Origin of the sequence: Mycobacterium angelicum (assembly GCF_002086155.1) — a bacterium.
Taxonomy (GTDB): Bacteria; Actinomycetota; Actinomycetes; order Mycobacteriales; family Mycobacteriaceae; genus Mycobacterium; species Mycobacterium angelicum.
On sequence record NZ_MVHE01000027.1, the window covers coordinates 13,521 to 32,705 of the forward strand.

Sequence of the window (19,185 nt, forward strand, 5' to 3'; positions counted from 1 at the left end):
ATCACGCTCAGCCGGCGACTGACGCGTCGTAGATCGACTGGATCGACGCATCCAGAGTGGCGTTGAACTGTTTGTCGGATTGATCGGCCGATAGACCTTCGGTCAGCGCGCGACTGAAGCTGGCGATCACACCGGTGTTCTCCGCCAGCAGCTTGTTGGCGTCGGCGCGGGAGTAGCCACCGGAGAGCGCGAGCACCCGCATCACCTTGGGATGTCCGACGAAATCACGATAGTGGTTGACCTCGCTGGGCAGGGTGAGTTTGAGCATCACCTGCTGGCCATCGGGCACCGTTTCCAGTTGTTTCGTGATTTCCTCGCGCAGGATGTCTTCGGCTTCCGCCTTGTCCGAGATCGAGATGGTGACCTCGGGTTCGATGATCGGAACCAGGCCATGCGACAGCACCCGGTTAGCCACCTCGAACTGCTGGGCGACCACCGCAGCGATGCCGTCGGGGTTGGCACCTCCGATCACCGACCGCTCCTTGGTGCCGAAAACACCCTTGCGCACGGCGCGCTCCAGCAACTCGTCGAGTCCCGGCATCGGCTTCATCAACTGCACGTCGTCGGAGGCGTCAGCGAGTCCCTTGTCGATCTTGAGGATGGGCACCACACCCTTGGTCTCCCAGAGATAGGTCGGCGACGGCACATCCGCGATGTCGCGGTCCATGGTCTGCTCGAACAGAATCGCCGCCAGCACCCGATCGCCGTTGAACACCGGTGAGGTGATGATCCGCGAGCGCATCTGATGGATGAGGTCGAACATCTCCTCTTCGCCGGAATACTCGTCGTCCTCAATCCCGTAGAGGCGCAACGCCTTTGGTGTCGACCCACCGCTCTGGTCGAGCGCCGCGACGAAGCCCTTGCCCGACGCCATCCGGCTCGCTTGCTCCGCGTTCGGCACAGCCCTCTCCTCCCTGGTCGTCGCCGGCTCAGCAGCTTCGGTGTCGGCGCCGGCGAGCGCGCGGTGCTCGATCAGATCGCGCAAGCCGCCCGCACCGAGTCTTTCCCGAAACGCCGGCGCCGTATAGCCGACCGCCGTCGCATCGGTGCGGGCGCGCACGGTCGCCGAGCGCGGCAGGTGAAACAGCACACCGATTTCGCCGAAGTAGTCCCCGGGCCCGACGACCTTAAACAATTCCTCACCGCCGTCGGCCAATTCGTGCACGATCTCGAACTCGCCCTCGGACACCACGTAGATCAGGTCGCCCATCGTGCTCTGTTCGAACAGCACTTCGCCGGCCTTCAGTTCCACCGTCTCGGGTTCGCGATCCGTCTCGGCGAAATCGGGTGTCAGCTCGACCACGCGGTCAGCCAGCGGCAGCATGCGGCTGTCGTGGGTGGCGACCACCACCACCCGGTCGTCGTCGGCGAGTTCGCGGATCAGCCGCAACACCTCCTCCACCTGAATGAAGTCCAGGTGCGCGGTGGGCTCGTCGGCCAGAATCAACGGCGGGTCCAGCGCGATCGCTCGGGCGACCGCGACCCGCTGCTGCTGCCCGCCACTCAGGTCCCCCGGCCGATGCTTCATCCGGTCACCGAGATTGACCCGTGTCAGTAACTCCTCTGCGCGCTTGCGCGCCGCCGCCCGCGACATCCCGGCCGACCGCAGCGGAACCATGACGTTCTCCAGCGCGGTAAGGCTGGGCACCAGGTTGAACGCCTGAAACACGATGCCCACCTTGTCGCGCCGGTACTTTGCCAGCGCGGGCCCTTCCAAGGTGGTGATGTCGACGTCCTCGAACTTGATCGCCCCCGACTTCGGCCGCAGGATGCCGCCCAGGCAGGACAGCAGCGTCGTCTTCCCGCAGCCGCTGGGTCCCAGCAAAATCACCAACGACCCCGCTTCGACGTCGAGGTTCAAACCGTTGATCGGCCGCAGCGCGTACCCGCCGCTGTAGTACTCGACGACCAGGTTCTGAATGCTGAGATCGCCCACCGGTCAGGGACCTCCGAACGCGAGCGCCGGATCGACCGCCACCACCCGCCGCAGGCCGGCGAGGCTGGCCACTAAGCCGATCACGATCGCCACCCCGGGTAGCGCCAGGTATGCGCCCGCCGGCACGGCGACGATCATCGGGAACAACGGCGCCAGCAGCTTCGAGAGAAGCACGCCCACCGCCGCCGCGAACAGCGAGACGACCAGCGCCTGCAGCGCCAGCCCCGCCATGATCGAGCGGGTCGGCGTGCCGATCGCCTTGAACACCGCAAAGTCGCGCAGCCGCTCCAGCGCCGACAGGTACACCACCGATCCGACGATCAGCGCCGCCACTATCCACAGCAGGATGGCCACGATCGAAATCGAATTCACCGCGACCTTCAGCGGGCGCAACAAGTCATTGACCGCGCCGGTCCGGTCATAGGTCTGGTAACCCTCCGGCAGCTGGCGGGCGGTGCCGACAATCCCGAAGGACGTGATCATCGGCTGACCGTTGTACGCGACCTGCTGCAGCCCCTCGGTCGTCAGGAAGATGTTCGGAATCTTGGCCAGCGCAGTCGAATTGGGCACGATGCCGACGATGTGCAAGGTGTGCACACCGACCTGAATGGTGTCGCCGATGTGCCGGCGCAGGGTACTGGACACCGCGACCTCGTCGGGCCTCGAGGGTGTGCGGCCCTGCGAGACGCTCGGCATCCCGGGCCCGCGCTCGGGCGCACCGAAGGCGGTGATGTTCTTTCCCGAGGTGCCTTCCTTCATGATCGTCCCGACGCAGCCCAATGGGGCGGCGGCGATGACGCCGGGTTCGGCGGCCACTCGGGCCAGGTCGACATCCGGAAAGGGCGTCGAGCCCAGGAAAGGTCCGGCCGCCCCGGTCTTCACCACGAATGCGTCCACGCCCAGGGAATCGACGGTGTGCCTCGCCTCGACCCGGAATCCATTCGCCAGGCCGGTCAGCACCAGAGTCATTCCGAAGATCAGGCCGGTGCTGACGATCGCGATAACAAGGCGCCGTTTTCGCCATTGCATATCGCGCAGTGCCGCAAAGAGCATTCCCCGACGCTACCAACGTCGGGCCCCTCCGGGCAGAGCTGTCGACGTTTTTGCTGGCTACGGCTGCCCGGCAAGCGCAGCGACCACCTCGCTGGCGGTGACGACGGCGGTGGCGTAGTTCGGGATGTTGACTTCGAGGGCCGCGTGCATCTCCACCTCCGAGTAGCTCGCGGTCGCATCCTTGACCATCGTGACGTCGTAACCGAGTTCGGCGGCGTATCGGACGGTGGCTTCCACGCATGTGTGCGCTATCAGTCCCATCACGATGAGCCGGTGGATGCCGTGCTTTTTGAGCAGCAGGTCCAGATCGGTGTTGGCGAAACCGCTGGAACACCAATGTTCTTGGGCAAGAATATCTTTCGGGCCGCCCGACTGGACCGTCTGGGGTTCGAAATCTGGATGGAGCTCACCACCCCAGCTGCCGTAAGCGAAGGTCTGACGCGACCAGGCGGCTCTCTGAATGGGCGCGATGTACTTCCAGCTCTCGTAGTCGCCCGGACGATACCGGCGGTGCAACGCATAGAAGACGCGGATTTCGGCCGCGCGCGCGGCGTCGAGGACCTGCTTCATGTGCGCAACACACCCGTTGGCCTCAGCAACACCCTTGAGCCGATCCCATACTTTGCCACCTTCGGAAATGAAGTCGTTGTACGGATCGATGACAAGAAGGCCGGTGAGGTCTTTTGGGTAGGTCAGGTTCATTGTTCATCCGATTTCGCAGGTGTGGGTTTGGTGGGCCAGATCGCCATGCGGTCGAGGAGCCGATCGCGCAGCACCAACGTATGAAACAGCACCGCACACAGGTGGGCGGTGAACGTCAGGAACAACAGATAGCCGAAAACGCTGTGGCAAAAGCGAAGCGCCGCATAGACATCCAAGTTGTACGGCGCGATCCTGGGCAACCGCAGTGGCCCGGCAACAGTGATCGGAAACCGGGCCGCCGAGAGCATCGCCCAGCCGATCAGGGGCTGCACGAGCAGCAAGGCATAGAGAAGGTATTCCGACCAGGAGGCGATGCGGCGCTCGGCCGGGCCCATGGTGGCCGGAAACGGCGGCAGCCGGTGGATGAGCCGATTAACCAGGCGCGCCAGCGCGAAGACCAGGATCAGGATTCCCAGCGGCCGGTGGATGGCCAGCAGCAGCGGGTAATAGCTCAGCGAAGCCACCGTGGTGACGCCGATGAACAGCTGTGCGACGACCATCGGCGCCATCAGCCAGTGCAGAATCCGCGACGGGAGAGCAAAGCGCGATGTGACGGCCGTGGCCCGCTGTGTCATGACAGCACCCGCGCGACGTCGACCTCGCTGGGCGACTTGGGTTCCTCGGCGCGGCGGCTGAAGGAGCGGGCGTACACGGCCGATCTCGCCTTGGGTATGGGATCGTCGGAGGCGCTGATGCCGTCGGGCAGCACGAGCGGGTCGAAGTTGATGTCGCGTGCGTTGCCGGCTTCCTCGGTGTGCACCGCGTCGATCGTCAGGGTGCCGGCGTCGACGGTGCGCCGCGACGGCGGCCACGGTTTGGTGGGGTCGTCGGTCGCGTCGCCCGGCGCACCGAGGGTGATGGCCAGTCGCCACTGACGGGGCCCTTGGGCCAAGGTTCGGATGAGATCGTCGAAAAGGAAATCCTTCCCCGTCGCCCCCGGCGAAGGGGCCGGCTTTGGCTGACCGGGTTGCAGCGGTACCACGGCCCAGCGCACCGGAACCGTCGCGCCGGCACTGTTGGTGAAGTAAAAGGCATTCAGCCCGTAAAACGTGCTGTCCGCGAATCCAGAGCTCGGCGGCGATTGCCTGATGATCTTCATCGCGGCGACGGTTTCGGGATGGCGATCGAGAAATGCGGCCATCTGCTGCGGGTCGGGCTTGCCGGTGCCCGGCAGCGGTTTGGTGGCCAGCAACCGTTCGTAAAACCCCTGCGGTGTGCTGTCGGTGAAAACCGGGATGTTGATCATCGCCGTACGCCATTGCTGTCCTCCGGCCTGAAACAGCAGCCCCAGTCCCCGGACGGCGTCGGGCTTGTCCGCCTGACCCGGCAAGCCGCCGCCCAGCGAGAAACGGCCGATCACCGGGACGCTTCCCGGCTGGAAAACCGCGGCCCGGCAGATCTCCGCGGCCGCCCCACTGCTCACGAAAGTTCCTGTGGCACTGAGGCCTTTGGCGTGGTTTCGGCGGAAGCCGTCGTGGCGGCCATAGACGTTTTCGAAGCGATCGGCGAACCGCGCCGGGGTCAGCGCGCCGGGCCCGGAGAAGCTGGCCAGCCAGCCGCCCGCATAGGCGAACCCACCGACATCCACCGCGGCAACACCCCCCACGGCGGCCATCCCCAGCAACGCGCCGCGCCGGGTGACGGGGGCCCGGGGCTTGTTCTCGTTGGATGCGCCGTCCCGCTCGCTGACCTCGTCGGCGTCCATCAACACGTCCCTTCGGAAATGTAGTCGGTATAAGCAATTCGATCACGAGGTCGGGGTCGGCGCAGTTCATCCGGCCATCGACGAATGGTTCGGCCAATGCCCGAAATATCGGCGTGGAACTGCCCTATTGCACGCGCTGGCGAACTACAATCCCGATTTGTGACGACCCCGTCGAACCCCTGGGGCGACGAACGACGGTATTTCTCGCATCAGCTTCGGATGCGAGATCAGATTCTCAGCGGGTGGCAAGCGCGCAAGCTGAGCCAGCGCTTCGTCGGGGTCGGCGTCGAAATCGCACCGAGGCGCCTGCAACAAATGATGGCGGGAGCTCCCGCTTCACCCGTCGAACTAACGGACGTGAATTTCGCCCTCATCGCCACCCACCTCGACCATGAAAAGCGGGCCGCAAAGCTCAAGCGTTTTAGAAAGCGCAGCACCCACTCGGCCATATTCGCCGGGTTGGTGCTTGTCGTGCTGAACTTTCTGTTCTGCCTCGCCTACCTGTTCGTGAACCTCACCCAGCAAGCTTCGCCCTGGTAGAGCGCCCGACGACGGTGCCGCGACCCGGCCCTGATCGTGGCAATGTGCACAATGTCGACCGCCACCTGGGCGCATCGGTGAACATGCCCATGGCCGGTCGAACAGCACGCGGCTAAATTCTGCGAATATATGCAAGTTCACGTCGATTGATTTCATTGTCGAACAGCATCGGCGGCCTACCGATTGGGTAATGGCATGCGTGAAATCCGCACTCGTGAGGCGCGGTTGTTGTGGGTCTTGACAGCGTTATCCGGCCTCTTGGGAGCGACGGCCCTGACTCAAACCGTCGGCTACTTCGTGACCTTCATGACCGGCAACGCGCGGGTCGCGGTGGTGGGGCTGTTCAAGAGTCACTACTGGCTGTCGGCGAGCGGTGCGATGTTGATGGCGTCGTTCCTCGGCGGTGTGGTGCTGGCATCGCTGTGCCGGCGGCACCTCTGGGTGGGGCACCCGCACAGCCCGACGGCGCTGACGACCTTGTTCTTGATCATCGCGACCGCGATCGATGCGGTTGACGGCGTCGACGGAGTCACGTTCGTCTCAATTGTGTTCGTGGCCTTCGCTCTTGGCGCGATGAACACCTCCTTCGTCCGCGACGGTGAGGTCACCACTCCGGTGAGCTACGTGACCGGCACACTGGTGAAGTTCGGCCAGGGAATCGAGCGTCACATCAGCGGCGGATCGGCCAGCGATTGGCTCGGATACATCTTGCAGTTCACCAGTTACACCGCGGGCGCCACCATCGGCGGATGTATCAGCCTGGTTGCCAACGGCTCGCAGATGCTGGCGGCCGCCACCGCCGCGTCCGCGGCCATAACCGTCTACACCTTCCGGACCAACCGGGTCGAGATACCGAATCAGCGGCAGACCGATGCCGTTGAGGCCCAAGCACTTTGATCGAAAGGAAGCTGCAGCCGTGCGCAACAAAGCCCTCGGGTCGCGATCCGGCTCGGCGTCCATAGCCCTCTATATCGTCCTTCTCGCGGCCATCTTCGTGGCCCTGGTCATCGGTGCGGTCGCCGAACCCAAGCTCGCCGCGGCCGATTCCACCGAAGACTTCCCGATACCGCACACGATGATCGCGACGACGTGCATGTGGAACTGGGGCAACTAAGCGGCAGGACGAGTAGAACTACGCAAGCGCATCAACCGGCGGGTCGGCGATGCTTCCTGAGTGAAATCGATTCCCGGCCCCGCCGAACTTGCCGCCAGCACGCCCCCGAGCCGAGATCGCGCGATCGACGTCATCCGGATAACCGCCCTGATCGGAGTGGTGATCGGACACACGGTGATGGCGACCAGCGTGATCCGCAATCGCGTACTCATCTGGGACAACCTGCTCTCCACCTCCACCACGTTTCAGGCGCTGACCTGGATCTTCCAGATCATGCCGCTGTTCTTCTTCGCAGGCGTCGCGGCGTGTGAAGCATCGTGGCAGCCGGGCACCAACTGGGGCGGCTGGCTGATGAAACGCTGCACCCGGCTGTTCCGGCCGGTGTTCTACTACCTGACATTCTGGGCCGTCACCCTGACGCTGCTGTATCACGTGCTGCCGCAACATGTTTACCAACCGGTCGCCGGCATCAGCATTCAGCTGCTGTGGTTTCTGGGCGCTTACGTGCTGGTGCTGGCCGCAATGCCGGTGCTGTCGCGAATCACCACGACCAGCCGCTTGGTAGCCGGTGTGGTCACCGTCTACGGCGCGGTCGCCGTCATTGACGTCGTGCGGCTGTACTGGCTCGCCATGGCGCCGCTCGGTTATCTCAACATGGCCGTGTGGCTGCTGCCGGGGATGTTCGGTATCGCCTACCGCCGCGGGCTACTCACCGGGCGTGCGGCGCTGGGCATTGCGGTGGCCCTGCTGGCGGTAAATGTGGCGCTGCTGCGCTGGGGCCCTTACGAACTGAGCCTGGTGGGCATCGAAGGCCAGCATTTCCCGAACATGAGCCCGCCCTCACTGCTGCTGGCCGGACACGCAATCATCCTGAGCGCGTTGGCAATTGCGGCCGCTCCGGCTATCGCCCGCTGGGCGCAGCGCCCGCGGGTGTGGTGGTGGACCGTGGTCGGCAACTCCGGGGCGATGACGCTGTACCTCTGGCATATGCCCGCGCTCCTGGCGGTCCACCTACTGTGCGACGAGTTGGGCCTGGCCCGCTACCCCGGCCGGCCACATTTCATCGCGATCAGCGTGGCGCAGGTCCTCATCATGGTCGCCGTCGTCGCGGTGCTCTTCCTCGCGCTGCGGCCGCTGGAGAACACACCGCTGCCGGGCTGGGATGGCGCGCCCGCGATCAACTCGGACCGGCGCGGCACCGCGGTCGGCGTGCTGCTCTGCGTCGCGGGGGCCGCGATCCTGGCTTCGGTGAAGTGGGGGCTCAAGGACGACGGGCTGCTGTGCGTCACGGTGATGATGACCGCGCTCGTCGCCGCCCGGGTGCTCACGGCGGCGGCGCCGATCCGCCTTCGGGCTCGGCTTCGGGTTCTGTTTCAGCTTCGGCGGACAGCAGCATCTGCAAACTCTTACGCAGCTCGTCGAACCGCTGCTGCCCCAGCGTCTGTCGCCAATGCTTCTCCAATTCCAGTGCATTGGAACGCATTACCCGCAGCGCCTGCCGCCCCCGCGGAGCCAGCTCGATGATTCGAGAACGGGCGTCGGCGGGGTTGGGCACCCGACTCACATAGCCGTGTCGCTCTAGCGCAGCCACCGCCTGTGCCACCGCCTGCCGGCTCACCCGCAGCCGGTCTGCCAGATCTGAGGCGTGCAATCCGCCGGCGACCAACGGCACCAGCGCCACCGCTTGGGCCGGCCGGATGCCGTCGAGTCCAGCGGCGGCGAATGCGGCCCGCAACCGGGGCCCGCCGCTGGCCGCCACCAATTGCAGCAGGGCCGGGACGGTCGGCTCCCAGTCCGCATCCAGAAGACGTCGCATGGGCTGAGTGTGCCACTTTCTCCGAAATTGACAAGTTACTTGTCAATCTCGGCGCGCCCTGTCACGATGGGGTGATGGCATCTGGATTCGTTCGGATATTCAACGTGGTCCTGGTCGCAGCGCTGGGAACAACGCTCAGCGGCTGCTTCGGCGGAGGGCATGCGATCGGCGCTCCGGCGCCCCGGACGATCCCAGTCGGCCAATCCAGCCAGAGCATCGAATTCGGCGGCGCCACGCGGACTTTCAACATCTACCGGCCGGCGGGACTGACCGGCGCGGCGCCGCTGGTAGTGATGCTGCATGGCGGCTTCGGCAATGGCGCGCAGGCCGAACGCGCCTACCACTGGGACAGCGAGGCCGACAATGGGCATTTTCTGGTGGTCTATCCCGACGGCCTCGGCCGCGCCTGGAATGCCGGATCCTGCTGCGGCATGCCGGGACATACCGGCGTGGATGACGTCGGGTTCATCACCGCGATGGTCGGGGCGATCGGACAACAGATCCCGATCGACACGACTCGCGTCTACGCCACCGGCATGTCCAACGGCGCCATGATGGCACTTCGGCTGGCCTGCGAGACCGACACCTTCGCGGCCATCGCACCCGTGGCGGGAACGCTGCTCACCGATTGCTCGCGGGCCCAGCCGACATCGGTCCTGCAGATCCACGGCACCGCGGACGACCGGGTGCCCTACGGCGGAGGACCCGGTAAAGCGTTCGCGGCCAACGGAACCGCACGCGTTGACGGCCCCTCGGTGCCATCAGTCAACGCCACCTGGCGCGGCATTGACGCATGCGGGCCGCCGACCTCCAGCACCGCTGGAGACGTGACAACGGAGACGGCCGCATGCGCGGACGGGCGCACCGTGGAGTTGATCTTGGTGGCCGGTGCCGGCCATCAGTGGCCCGGCGGTTCACGCAGTCCGGTACTCGAGAGAGTCGGCATCCCCGCCCCGTCCACAGCGCTCGACGCCACCGACACCATCTGGCAGTTCTTCACTGCGCACCATCGCTGAGCGGCGTGACGATATAGCGTTTCGGCCATGGCAGAAGTGACGCCACCACTGCGCGGCCGCCGGATTCTCGTCACCGGTGCAGCGACCGGCATCGGCGCGGCCGCCGTCGGAGTCCTCACCGAAGCGGGCGCCGACGTCACCGCGACCTACCACCGGACGCCGCCGCCGGACGATCTCGCGGCCACCTGGCTGCAGTGCGATGTACGCGATACCGAAGCTGTTTCGGCGATGGTGCGGCAAGCTGCCGAGGTCCTCGGCGGGCTCGATGTCCTGGTGAACGCCGCGGGGCTGTGGCAGCCGGGCATACCGGGATATCTGGGCGCCGACGACATTTCCTTCCTGCTCGACACCAACGTCAAGGCGACGATCCTGACCAATCAGGCCGCCTACGCCGTGATGAAGGACCAGGATCCCAAAGGCGGCCGGATCATCAACTTCGGATCCTCCGAAGCCGTTATGGGCAGCCCTATTTCGGCGGTCTATGCCGCGACGAAAGGCGCCGTGCAGGCCTGGACCCGCTCGGCCGCGCGCGCTTGGGCCGCCGACAAAGTCACCGTCAACGCACTGGCGCCGGCGGTGCAGACGCCCGGGGCCGACCGGCTGCGGGAGTTCCTCGGCCCAGCAGCCGGCCCGCTGATCGACCAGCAACTGAAAACGATGATTCCGCTCGGCGGTGCGTTGGGCGATCCCGCCCGAGATGTCGGACCGCTGCTGGTCTTTCTGTCCGGGACGGGGTCGGGCTTCATCACCGGGCAATTGCTGCCGGTAGACGGCGGCCTGACCATGGTCGGCGGCTAAGCACGCTTCATTGACTCGACCGGCCGGGGCGCATACGGTGGGACATACGCTACCGTGCGTAGCGTAATAATGCGCACAGATTCCGGGGTAGTCATGTTCGACCTGAAAATCACCGGCGGGACCGTCGTGGACGGCACGGGCGCGCAGCGCTATCGCGCCGACGTCGGCATCAAGGACGGCAAGATCGTCGACATCGTCCGGCGCGGCGCCGAAGACCCCGGATTGGACACGGCCCAGGCGGCCGAAACCATCGACGCGACAGGGCAAGTGGTGGCTCCCGGCTTCGTCGACATCCACACCCACTACGACGGTCAGGTCAGCTGGGATGCCGTGCTCGAGCCGTCCAGCGGTCATGGCGTCACGACCGTGGTCACCGGCAACTGCGGCGTCGGATTCGCCCCGGTGCGGCCGGGCACCGAGGACTGGCTGATCAAGCTGATGGAGGGCGTGGAGGACATTCCGGGTACCGCTCTCACCGAAGGCATCACCTGGGGGTGGGAAACCTATCCCGAGTATCTCGACGCGATCGGCAAGCAGAAGTTCTCGATTGATGTCGGCAGTCAGGTCGCCCACGGCGCGGTCCGGGCGTACGCGATGGGCGAGCGGGGCGCCCGCAACGAGCCGGCCACACCCGAGGACATCGCGGCCATGAGCCGGCTGGTCACCGAGGCCATGGCAGCCGGCGCCCTTGGTTTTTCGACGTCCCGCACGCTGGCTCACCGGGCGATGGACGGCGAACCCGTGCCCGGTACGTTCGCCGCCGAGGAGGAGCTGTTCGGCCTCGGCCGCGCCATGGCGGCCGGTGGGCAGGGGGTATTCGAGCTTGCTCCGCAGGGGGCCGCGGGCGAGGACATCGTGGGGCCCAGGAAGGAGCTGGATTGGATGCGACGGCTGGGGGCTGAGATCGACCGGCCGCTGTCGTTCGCGCTCATCCAGGTGGACGCCGACCCCAAACTCTGGCGGGAGCAGCTGGACCTTTCCGCGGATGCGCATGCCGCAGGCAGCCGGCTGTATCCGCAGATCGCGGCCCGCCCGTTCGGAATGATGATCGGATTCGAAGGGCACCACGGCTTTTCGCATCGGCCCACCTATCGGCGGCTGAAGGAACAATGTGGCCGCGACGAACTCGCGCAGCGGCTCGCCGATCCGGCGGTCAAAGGGGCCATCCTGGCCGAGGACAACCTGCCCGCCGACCCGACCCAGTTGTTCGATGGCATGTTCGCGTTCGTGCAGCACTCGCTGGAGCGTCTCTACGCGCTCGGCGACCCGCCGGATTACGAGCCCACGCCCGATCGGACCGTCGCCGCGATCGCCCGCTCGCGCGGCGAGAACCCGCTGGCGACCCTCTACGACCTGATGCTCGAGTCGAAGGGCACCGCCATGTTGATGCTGCCCCTGTTCAACTACGCCGAAGGTAACCACGACGCGATCCGGGAGATGATGCTGCACCCGGCCGGCGTACTCGGCCTGTCCGACGGCGGTGCGCACTGCGGAATGATCTGTGACGCTTCGTATCCCACCTTTCTGCTGACGCACTGGGCACGCGACCGCCACCGCGGTGAGCAGCTGTCGCTGGAATACGTCATCCGCAAGCAGTCACGCGACACCGCCCACCTGTACGGTCTCACCGACCGCGGCACGATCGAGGTCGGTAAGAAGGCCGACGTCAATGTGATCGATCTGGCCGCCCTGAAGCTGCACCCGGCCGCGATGGCTTACGATCTGCCCGCAGGTGGACGCCGAATCCTGCAGGGCGCCAGCGGATATGCGGCGACGATTGTCAGCGGAACGGTGACGCGCCGCCATGACGTGGACACCGGCGCACGTCCCGGCCGCCTGGTACGCGGCGCGCGTTAGGTCGCGGAATGAAGCTGGCCGCCGGGAATCCGGCCTGCACCCGCGACGAGGACGCCATCGGCACACCTCCTGCAACTCCGACACTGGTGCCCGCCGAACGCTATTACTCTGCTGAGTTCGCTGCCCTCGAGACCGAACGGTTGTGGCCGAAGGTGTGGCAGATCGCGTGCATGGCCGACCACGTGGCGAAGCCCGGCGACTACTTCGAATACCGCTGCGGCCCATATGGAGTGCTGATCGTCCATGGTGACGACGGCGTGCTGCGCGCCTTCCAGAATGTCTGCCGCCATCGCGGCAACTCGATCTGCGCCGGCTCCGGCTCGGGCCTGCGTGAACTCAAGTGCGGCTACCACGGCTGGACCTGGGATCTGGCCGGCGCGCTCAAGCGGGTGCCCAACCGCAAGGGCTTCGGCTCGTTGCACATGTCCGATTTCCCGCTGCTTGCGGCCCGCGTCGAAGTCTGGGAGGGAATGGTTTTCGTCAACCTCGACCTCGACGCAATGCCGTTGATCGAGTACTTGGAGGCAGTGCCTGACGACATTGCCTGGTGCAGGTTGAGCGAATTCCGTTGTTACGCAACACTTACCGTCGAGGTCGAGGCAAACTGGAAGACCATCGCGGACGGCTACAGCGAGACCTACCATATCCAGACTTTGCATCCGGAGTTGCTGCGCTGCGTCGACGACATCCACGCCCCGCAACAGATCTGGGGACATACCGGCAAGTCCGATCAACCGTACGGCGTGCAGAGCCCCCGCTTCGACGGCGCGCTGAGCGACGAAGAGGTATGGGACGCTTACGTCTACACCCAGGGAGCACTGATGGGTGCAGCCGAAGGCACTCCATTTCCCACCGGCCAACCCGAACAGACCGTTGCCGACCTGATCGCAACACGGACCCGCGAGTTCGCGGCAACCCGCGGCGTAGATCTGGGCTGGGCCGACACCGACCGGATCACCCGGCTGCATCAGTACAACGTGTTCCCGAACATGACGTTTCTGGCCAACGCCGACCACTTGACCATCATGTGCTCACGGCCCGGCCCGGATCCCGATCACGGGGAGATGGTCATGTTCCTGATGACGCGGCTGCCTCCGGGCGCGCCGCGCAACAAACCGTCGGACATGCGGATGTCTGCCGCCGACGCCGAGCCGGGAGTGGTTCTCACCCAAGATATTCGAGTCCTGCCGGGCTTGCAGCGCGGATTGCATCAACCCGGCTTCACCCACCTTGTACTGTCCGGCGAGGAGCGGCGGGTCATCAACATGCATCGCAACCTCGAGCGCTACCTGGGCCTGACGGAGTCCGAGCGGATGAGCGGCGGTTGCGCGCCGGAGAGGGCGTAGCGGTGGACGAATGCGTGCGGTTTGCCGGGCGCAGCGATATCGGCCGGCTGCGATCCACTAACCAGGATCGCTGGGGCGCCGATGCCGACCAGAATCTCTTCATGGTCGCCGACGGCGTGGCCTGCAGCACCGATGGCGCTCTGGCCGCCGCGCTGGTGATCGAATTGCTGCCGACATATGTTGCGCGCCACCTCAAGTCGTCAGAGGACGATCCTGACGCAGCCGAGCTGTTGGGCCGTGCCGTCGCCGAGTTCTCCGACGACTTTCGCGCCTACGCGGCCACCGATCCGCGCGCATCAGGGGCCAGCAGCACGGTGGTGGCGGTGGTTATCGCGGGTGCGCGCGCGTTGGTCGCACACCTCGGAGACAGCCGCGTCTATCTGTATCGCGAGCACCGACTACAGCGGCTTACCCGCGATCACACGGTGCTGCAGGATTTGATCGACGCGGGCCAAGTCGACATCAAGGACGCCGACGGCCATCCGGCCCGTAACACGCTGAGCCGGCACATCGCGATGTACCCGCGTGCACTGGCCGATTCGGCGACGCTGGATGTGCAAGGGGGCGACCGCATTCTGCTGTGCAGCGACGGCCTGTCCGGAGTGGTCGACGAGGCGGGCCTGGTGCGGATACTGGATGAGCAGCGCGATCCCGACGATGCCTGTGCGGCTTTCATCGACGCCGCCAACAATGCGGGCGGGCCGGACAACATCACCGCGGTGGTCATCGACATCGCCGATACAGTGACGGAATGACCACCGACCAATCGGCTGATGTGGTGGTGATCGGCTTCGGCGCGGCCGGTGCATGCGCCGCGATCGCTGCCCGCGAGCAAGGTGCCGATGTCATCGCAGTGGACCGTGCCAACGGTGGCGGTGCCACCGCAATGTCGGGTGGCATCATCTACGCCGGCGGGGGCACGGCAATTCAGCGGCAGGCCGGGGTAAGCGACAGCGCCGAGCAGATGCTGACCTACCTGCGGCTTGAAGTGGGCGACGCCGTCAGCGCGAAGACGCTGGAATCCTTCGTGCACGGCAGCCCCGAAATGATCGACTGGCTGATCAAGTACGGCGTGCCGTTCGATTCCACCCTGTGCCCCTACAAGACGTCGTTTCCCAACAATCGCTACTACCTCTATCACTCGGGCAGCGAGAACGCCGGCGCCTTCCGCTGCCACACCCCGCCGGTGCAGCGTGGCCATCGGGTGAAGGGAAAGGGCACCTCCGGCAAGAAGATGTACGAGCCGTTGGCCAAGTCCGCACTGTCCCTTGGTGTTCGGCTGCTCCCGCACACCACTGCCACCCGGCTGATCCAGGATCCGGCCGGGCGCGTCACCGGGGTCGAGACGAGCACAATGAGCTACGCGCCGCCGCGGATCCGGCGGTTATATGCCGAACTGGCGGCTATCTCGGCCAAACCCGGGGTCTACTACCCGCCGCTGCGGCGGGTGACGGAACACCGGCTGCGCAAGCTGGAACGGCGCTACGCCCAACCGCTGCGCATCACCGCGCGGCGCGCGGTGATCGTCTGCGCCGGCGGCTTCATCGCCAACACCGAATGGGTGCAACGGTTCGCACCGCAATACCTCAACGGGCTGCAACTCGGCACCAGCGGTGACGACGGCAGCGGCATCGCGCTGGCGCAGAGCGTCGGAGCGGTGGCCGAGCGGATGGACAACATTTCGGCGTGGCGCTTCATCACGCCGCCCAGCGCGTTCATCAGCGGCATCATCGTCGACGCACAGGGGCGCCGGATCATCGACGAGAGCCGCTACGGCGCCGCCGTCGGACAGGCCATGGTGCGAAACCACAACGGTAAGGGCTGGATTCTGGCCGACGCCGCGCTGATGCGGGAAGCCCGGCGCCAAATGCTCAAGCAGCCCTTGTGGTTTCAGCGTGCGCAGTCGGCGGCGCTGATGTCCGTCGACTCGGTCCGGCGGGGGTCGCTGCGCGAGGTCGCCCAGGCGGCCGGTGTCGATCCGGAGGGACTGCTGGCCACGGTCACGGCGCACAACGATGCCGCCGACAACGGGACACCGGACCCGGCCGGCAAGCCTGCCGAGTTCGTCCGGCGCATCGCGCAACCGCCCTTCACGCTGCTGAACATCTCGGTGCGGCCCAGCCTGCTCAACCCCACTCCGATGCTCACCCTGGGCGGTATCCGGGTGGACGAAGACACCGGGGCGGTGCTCGACGAATCAGGCCAGCCGATTCCCGGCCTGTTCAGCGCCGGACGCACCGCCGCCGGCATCTGCTCCAACTCCTACGTCAGCGGTCTATCGCTGTCCGACTGCGTCTTCGCCGGCCGGCGAGCCGGGACACACGCCGCCGCGGCGTCAGCCTGACATGATGAGGCCTATGACAATTGCGTGGGATACGCCGGTCGTCGACGGTGACACCGCTGACGTTGTCGTGGGGTCGATAGCGGTTCGGGACAGTGTCGCCGTCGCGGGATCGGTCGCGGTCGCCGGCAGCGCCGCGGTGGCCGGCTCGGCCAGCACCGCGGGCAGCGTGGCGGTCGCCGGTTCGGTTGCCACCGCGGGCAGCGTCGCAGTCGCCGGGTCGGCGGCCACCGCGGGCAGCGTCGCGGTGATCGGCAGCCTGTTGACCGTGCTGTGTGTCGCCGTCCGCGAATCCGTTGCCTGCCTGGGCTGCATCGCCTGCACCCGATGCGTGGCCTGCATCGGGTGCGTGCGCTGCACCGACTGCGTCGGGTGCATCGGCTGCGTGAATTGCTCGGGCCTACGAAATGTCAAGGGCGCCAGGAACGTTCACGCCGAAGCCGCCGCCTGAATCAGCCGGCGGGGTAGACCACCTTGGTGAGTTCTTCGGAGACCGCCCACAGCCGGCGCTGCAGCCCGGCGTCGTGCGACTGCCGGCTGGACGCCACGACTTTCGGGTAGCCCCGCGTCTCCTGGAACCCGTCCGGCCCGAAGTACTGGCCGCCGATCACCTCAGGGTCGGTGGCGGCCCGCAACTGCGGCAGGGCACCCAGCGACGGATCTTGGAACAGCGGGCCCAGCACTGCGCTCGCGGCGACGAGCACCCGCGGCAGGTTGCGCATCAGCTCGGTGTTGGAGCCGCCCGGGTGGGCGGCTACCGCGATGGTGGTGCCGCTCGGCGCCAGTCGGCGCTGCAGTTCGTAGGTGAACAGCAGATTGGCGAGCTTGGCCTGCCCGTACGCTCCGACCCGGCTGTAGCGGCGCTCCCACTGCAGGTCGTCGAAATGGATCGCGGCGCGGATTCGGTGGCCGATGCTGCTAACGGTCACCACCCGCGAACCCGGCACGGGCAACAGCCGATCCAGCAGCAGGCCGGTGAAGGCGAAGTGGCCCAAATGGTTCGTGCCGAACTGCATTTCGAAGCCGTCCGCGGTGGTCGACTTGGGCGTGTACATCACTCCGGCGTTGTTGATCAGCAAGTCTATGCGGTCGTGATCGGCGCGCAGCTGCGCCGCGGCCGCGCGCACCGATTCCAGTGACGACAGGTCGAGCTCCTGCAATTCGACTTCCGCACCCGGGGTGGCCGCGGCGATCCGGGCCGCCGCCTGCTTACCCTTCTCGAGATTGCGCACGGCCAGCACGACCCGTGCGCCGTGCGCGGCCAGCGCCGCGGCCGTCTCAAAGCCAAGGCCGGTGTTCGCGCCGGTGATGACGGCGGTGCGGCCGGTCTGGTCCGGAATGTCGCCGGCGGTCCATTTGGTCACGTGGGACTCCTCGCTATGATGCAATAAACGGGGCGAGCGCTCCGCTTGGTTCCCGACTATACGGAACGTGCGCCCCGTTTTGTCAACACGTGTACTCCAGGGGTGAAAGTTGGGTCGATGCGGTCGGCCGGTTCGCGCAGACGCCGCTCGTAACCGGGCGCGCGTGCTGGAGGTCGCCTATGAGACCTTCGCCGCCGAGGGTTTAACGGTGCCGATCGACGAGATCGCCCGGCGCGCAGGCGTCGGCGCCGGCACCGTGTACCGGCACTTCCCCACCAAGGAAGCGCTGTTCCAGGCGGTGATCGCCGACCGGATGAACCGCATCATCGACGAGGGCCGCGCCTTGCTCGAGACCGAGCGGCCCGGTCAGGCTTTGTTTGCGTTTCTGCATTCGATGGTGTTGCAGTGGGGCGCCGCCGACCGCGGTCTCGTCGAGGCGCTGGCCGGTTTCGGGATCGACATCAACAGCACCGTCCCCGAGGCCGAGCAGGATTTCCTGAGCCTGCTCGCCGAACTGCTGCGTGCCGCCCAGGATGCGGGTACCGCGCGCCCAGACGTGGGAGTGCCCGAGGTAAAGGCGCTGCTGGTCGGCTGCCAGGCCATGCAGGGCTATAACGCGGACATCGCCGAGCGGGTCACCGAAGTGGCCCTCGACGGCCTGCGCGCGGGGCAGCCGCGATGACGGTCGTGACGTTGTTGCATCCCGGTTCGATGGGAGCGGCGGTGGGTACCCAGGCGCGGCGTACCGAGGCGACCGTGCGGTGGGTCGGCACCGGCCGCAGTGCCGAAACGGGTAGGCGCGCCAAGGATGCGGGGCTGGCCGAATGCGCCGAGCTGGCTACCGCGCTCGACGGCAGCGACATCGTCGTGTCGATCTGTCCGCCCGCGCACGCCGAGGACGTGGCTCGTTCGGTTGCCGAAAGCACCGAACGCGCCTTCACCGGTGTCTACCTCGACGCCAACGCGATCTCTCCGGCCCGGATGCAGCGGGTCGCGGCCCTGTTGCCGACGGCGTTGCTCGCCGACGGCGCAATCATCGGCGAGCCGCCGATGACACCCGGCACCACCCGCCTTTACGTGTGCGGCCATGCGGAACCGATCGCGCGGCTCTTCGAAGGCACCGCACTCGAGGTCGTCACGCTCTCCGGCGACATCGGCCAGGCGTCAGCATTGAAGATGGCCTACGCGTCCTACCAAAAGGCCAGTCGGGTCTTGGGCGCCGTCGCCCACGCCCTGGCCCGCCGGCACGACGTAGAAGACCACCTGGCCCGGGAGGCCGACCTGTTGCACAGCCGGCCGCTTGCCGACACCGACGGATTTCGCGCCGCCGCGTCCCGCGCCTGGCGATGGGCACCGGAAATGCGCGAGGCCGACGAGGCGTTGCGCGCCGCCGGGCTTCCCGGCGACATGGCGATAGGCGCCGCGACGGCGCTGGAGCGCTGGACGTCGGTCAAGGACCGTGACGACCTCGACGTCGCCGCCGTGCTTGCGCTGCTCTCGAAGCCGCCGCCGAACGGCGAGGCCGCGCGCTGAAAGCTGGCCGCGGACGCACAGCACCGGCGGATCATTAGTAAGGTCGAACAGGCAATCCGCCTTC

Annotated in this window: 18 protein-coding genes and 3 pseudogenes; 13 read left to right on the top strand and 8 right to left on the bottom strand. The window is 66.4% G+C overall.

Annotation, left to right across the window (positions count from 1 at the left end; genetic code table 11):
• Positions 1 to 7: 7 nt before the first annotated feature.
• The 6 genes and pseudogenes from BST12_RS30920 to BST12_RS16600 form a co-directional block, all read right to left on the bottom strand.
• Positions 8 to 901 (bottom strand): fructose bisphosphate aldolase, encoded by an 894-nt coding sequence (locus tag BST12_RS30920; RefSeq protein ID WP_139801723.1) that lies wholly within the window; start codon positions 899 to 901, stop codon positions 8 to 10.
• 51 nt (positions 902 to 952) lie between these two features.
• Positions 953 to 1,936, bottom strand: a pseudogene (locus BST12_RS30925) (ABC transporter ATP-binding protein); the annotation flags it as partial.
• 3 nt (positions 1,937 to 1,939) lie between these two features.
• A complete protein-coding gene (locus tag BST12_RS16585; protein WP_083114221.1) occupies positions 1,940 to 2,989 on the bottom strand; it encodes an ABC transporter permease in 1,050 nt (349 codons plus the stop codon).
• 57 nt (positions 2,990 to 3,046) lie between these two features.
• Positions 3,047 to 3,691, bottom strand: coding sequence for a cysteine hydrolase family protein (locus tag BST12_RS16590; RefSeq protein ID WP_083114223.1), 645 nt, complete (start codon positions 3,689 to 3,691; stop codon positions 3,047 to 3,049).
• Positions 3,688 to 4,266 carry a cytochrome b gene (locus BST12_RS16595; protein ID WP_083114225.1) on the bottom strand — a complete coding sequence of 193 codons (579 nt, stop codon included), beginning with the start codon at positions 4,264 to 4,266 and terminating at the stop codon, positions 3,688 to 3,690. Before BST12_RS16595 ends, BST12_RS16590 begins: the two co-directional genes overlap by 4 nt.
• On the bottom strand, positions 4,263 to 5,396 hold the full coding sequence (locus BST12_RS16600; RefSeq protein WP_245850363.1) for a catalase family peroxidase: 1,134 nt from the start codon (positions 5,394 to 5,396) through the stop codon (positions 4,263 to 4,265). Before BST12_RS16600 ends, BST12_RS16595 begins: the two co-directional genes overlap by 4 nt.
• 159 nt (positions 5,397 to 5,555) lie before the next feature.
• Between BST12_RS16600 and BST12_RS16605 the strand changes: the two genes are divergently transcribed.
• The 4 genes and pseudogenes from BST12_RS16605 to BST12_RS16620 all read left to right on the top strand — a co-directional run.
• Positions 5,556 to 5,936: a hypothetical protein gene (locus BST12_RS16605; RefSeq protein ID WP_083114227.1), complete on the top strand. Its 381-nt coding sequence runs from the start codon at positions 5,556 to 5,558 to the stop codon at positions 5,934 to 5,936.
• A gap of 195 nt (positions 5,937 to 6,131) precedes the next feature.
• Entirely contained in the window at positions 6,132 to 6,833 is a 702-nt protein-coding gene (locus BST12_RS16610) for a YoaK family protein (RefSeq protein WP_083114228.1), read from the top strand.
• Between the two features lie 61 nt (positions 6,834 to 6,894).
• Positions 6,895 to 7,029: pseudogene (locus BST12_RS16615) on the top strand (DUF5078 domain-containing protein); the annotation flags it as partial.
• Positions 7,030 to 7,110: 81 nt separating this feature from the next.
• Positions 7,111 to 8,388: pseudogene (locus BST12_RS16620) on the top strand (acyltransferase family protein); the annotation flags it as partial.
• Here the strand turns inward: BST12_RS16620 and BST12_RS16625 are convergent.
• Complete coding sequence (locus BST12_RS16625) at positions 8,375 to 8,866, bottom strand: MarR family winged helix-turn-helix transcriptional regulator (RefSeq protein WP_083114230.1); 492 nt, start codon at positions 8,864 to 8,866, stop codon at positions 8,375 to 8,377. The pseudogene BST12_RS16620 and the gene BST12_RS16625 overlap by 14 nt on opposite strands.
• A 74-nt stretch (positions 8,867 to 8,940) precedes the next feature.
• Between BST12_RS16625 and BST12_RS16630 the strand changes: the two genes are divergently transcribed.
• From BST12_RS16630 to BST12_RS16660, 7 genes are all read left to right on the top strand, one after another.
• Positions 8,941 to 9,882, top strand: coding sequence for an extracellular catalytic domain type 1 short-chain-length polyhydroxyalkanoate depolymerase (locus BST12_RS16630; protein ID WP_083114231.1), 942 nt, complete (start codon positions 8,941 to 8,943; stop codon positions 9,880 to 9,882).
• Between the two features lie 36 nt (positions 9,883 to 9,918).
• Positions 9,919 to 10,680 carry an SDR family NAD(P)-dependent oxidoreductase gene (locus BST12_RS16635; protein WP_139801724.1) on the top strand — a complete coding sequence of 254 codons (762 nt, stop codon included), beginning with the start codon at positions 9,919 to 9,921 and terminating at the stop codon, positions 10,678 to 10,680.
• A 93-nt stretch (positions 10,681 to 10,773) separates the two neighbouring features.
• Entirely contained in the window at positions 10,774 to 12,537 is a 1,764-nt protein-coding gene (locus tag BST12_RS16640) for an N-acyl-D-amino-acid deacylase family protein (RefSeq protein ID WP_083114233.1), read from the top strand.
• An 8-nt stretch (positions 12,538 to 12,545) separates the two neighbouring features.
• Positions 12,546 to 13,883 (top strand): aromatic ring-hydroxylating oxygenase subunit alpha, encoded by a 1,338-nt coding sequence (locus BST12_RS16645; RefSeq protein ID WP_083114234.1) that lies wholly within the window; start codon positions 12,546 to 12,548, stop codon positions 13,881 to 13,883.
• Entirely contained in the window at positions 13,862 to 14,638 is a 777-nt protein-coding gene (locus BST12_RS16650) for a PP2C family protein-serine/threonine phosphatase (protein WP_083114235.1), read from the top strand. Before BST12_RS16645 ends, BST12_RS16650 begins: the two co-directional genes overlap by 22 nt.
• The gene (locus tag BST12_RS16655) at positions 14,635 to 16,227 is read left to right on the top strand and encodes an FAD-binding protein (protein ID WP_083114236.1); all 1,593 of its coding nucleotides are present in this window, start codon (positions 14,635 to 14,637) and stop codon (positions 16,225 to 16,227) included. The genes BST12_RS16650 and BST12_RS16655 overlap by 4 nt, the downstream gene beginning before the upstream one ends.
• Before the next feature lie 13 nt (positions 16,228 to 16,240).
• Entirely contained in the window at positions 16,241 to 16,675 is a 435-nt protein-coding gene (locus BST12_RS16660) for a hypothetical protein (RefSeq protein ID WP_083114237.1), read from the top strand.
• Position 16,676: 1 nt separating this feature from the next.
• Here the strand turns inward: BST12_RS16660 and BST12_RS16665 are convergent, their stop codons facing one another.
• Positions 16,677 to 17,588, bottom strand: a complete 912-nt coding sequence (locus BST12_RS16665; RefSeq protein ID WP_083114238.1) for an SDR family NAD(P)-dependent oxidoreductase — start codon at positions 17,586 to 17,588, stop codon at positions 16,677 to 16,679.
• Between the two features lie 109 nt (positions 17,589 to 17,697).
• Here BST12_RS16665 and BST12_RS16670 point away from each other — a divergent pair, with 109 nt between their 5' ends.
• Positions 17,698 to 18,270, top strand: coding sequence for a TetR/AcrR family transcriptional regulator (locus BST12_RS16670; RefSeq protein ID WP_083114239.1), 573 nt, complete (start codon positions 17,698 to 17,700; stop codon positions 18,268 to 18,270).
• On the top strand, positions 18,267 to 19,121 hold the full coding sequence (locus BST12_RS16675; protein ID WP_083114240.1) for a DUF1932 domain-containing protein: 855 nt from the start codon (positions 18,267 to 18,269) through the stop codon (positions 19,119 to 19,121). Before BST12_RS16670 ends, BST12_RS16675 begins: the two co-directional genes overlap by 4 nt.
• The last annotated feature ends 64 nt before the right edge of the window (positions 19,122 to 19,185 follow it).

What these genes read in the sequence shown, in the direction of transcription:
- BST12_RS16625 (WP_083114230.1), bottom strand. Translation starts at nt 8,866, where the DNA reads ATGCGACGTCTTCTGGATGCGGACTGGGAGCCGACCGTCCCGGCCCTG.
- BST12_RS16660 (WP_083114237.1), top strand. Translation starts at nt 16,241, where the DNA reads ATGACAATTGCGTGGGATACGCCGGTCGTCGACGGTGACACCGCTGAC.
- BST12_RS16610 (WP_083114228.1), top strand. Translation starts at nt 6,132, where the DNA reads ATGCGTGAAATCCGCACTCGTGAGGCGCGGTTGTTGTGGGTCTTGACA.
- BST12_RS16655 (WP_083114236.1), top strand. Translation starts at nt 14,635, where the DNA reads ATGACCACCGACCAATCGGCTGATGTGGTGGTGATCGGCTTCGGCGCG.
- BST12_RS16585 (WP_083114221.1), bottom strand. Translation starts at nt 2,989, where the DNA reads ATGCTCTTTGCGGCACTGCGCGATATGCAATGGCGAAAACGGCGCCTT.
- BST12_RS16600 (WP_245850363.1), bottom strand. Translation starts at nt 5,396, where the DNA reads ATGGACGCCGACGAGGTCAGCGAGCGGGACGGCGCATCCAACGAGAAC.
- BST12_RS16675 (WP_083114240.1), top strand. Translation starts at nt 18,267, where the DNA reads ATGACGGTCGTGACGTTGTTGCATCCCGGTTCGATGGGAGCGGCGGTG.
- BST12_RS16590 (WP_083114223.1), bottom strand. Translation starts at nt 3,691, where the DNA reads ATGAACCTGACCTACCCAAAAGACCTCACCGGCCTTCTTGTCATCGAT.
- BST12_RS16645 (WP_083114234.1), top strand. Translation starts at nt 12,546, where the DNA reads ATGAAGCTGGCCGCCGGGAATCCGGCCTGCACCCGCGACGAGGACGCC.
- BST12_RS16630 (WP_083114231.1), top strand. Translation starts at nt 8,941, where the DNA reads ATGGCATCTGGATTCGTTCGGATATTCAACGTGGTCCTGGTCGCAGCG.
- BST12_RS16595 (WP_083114225.1), bottom strand. Translation starts at nt 4,266, where the DNA reads ATGACACAGCGGGCCACGGCCGTCACATCGCGCTTTGCTCTCCCGTCG.
- BST12_RS16640 (WP_083114233.1), top strand. Translation starts at nt 10,774, where the DNA reads ATGTTCGACCTGAAAATCACCGGCGGGACCGTCGTGGACGGCACGGGC.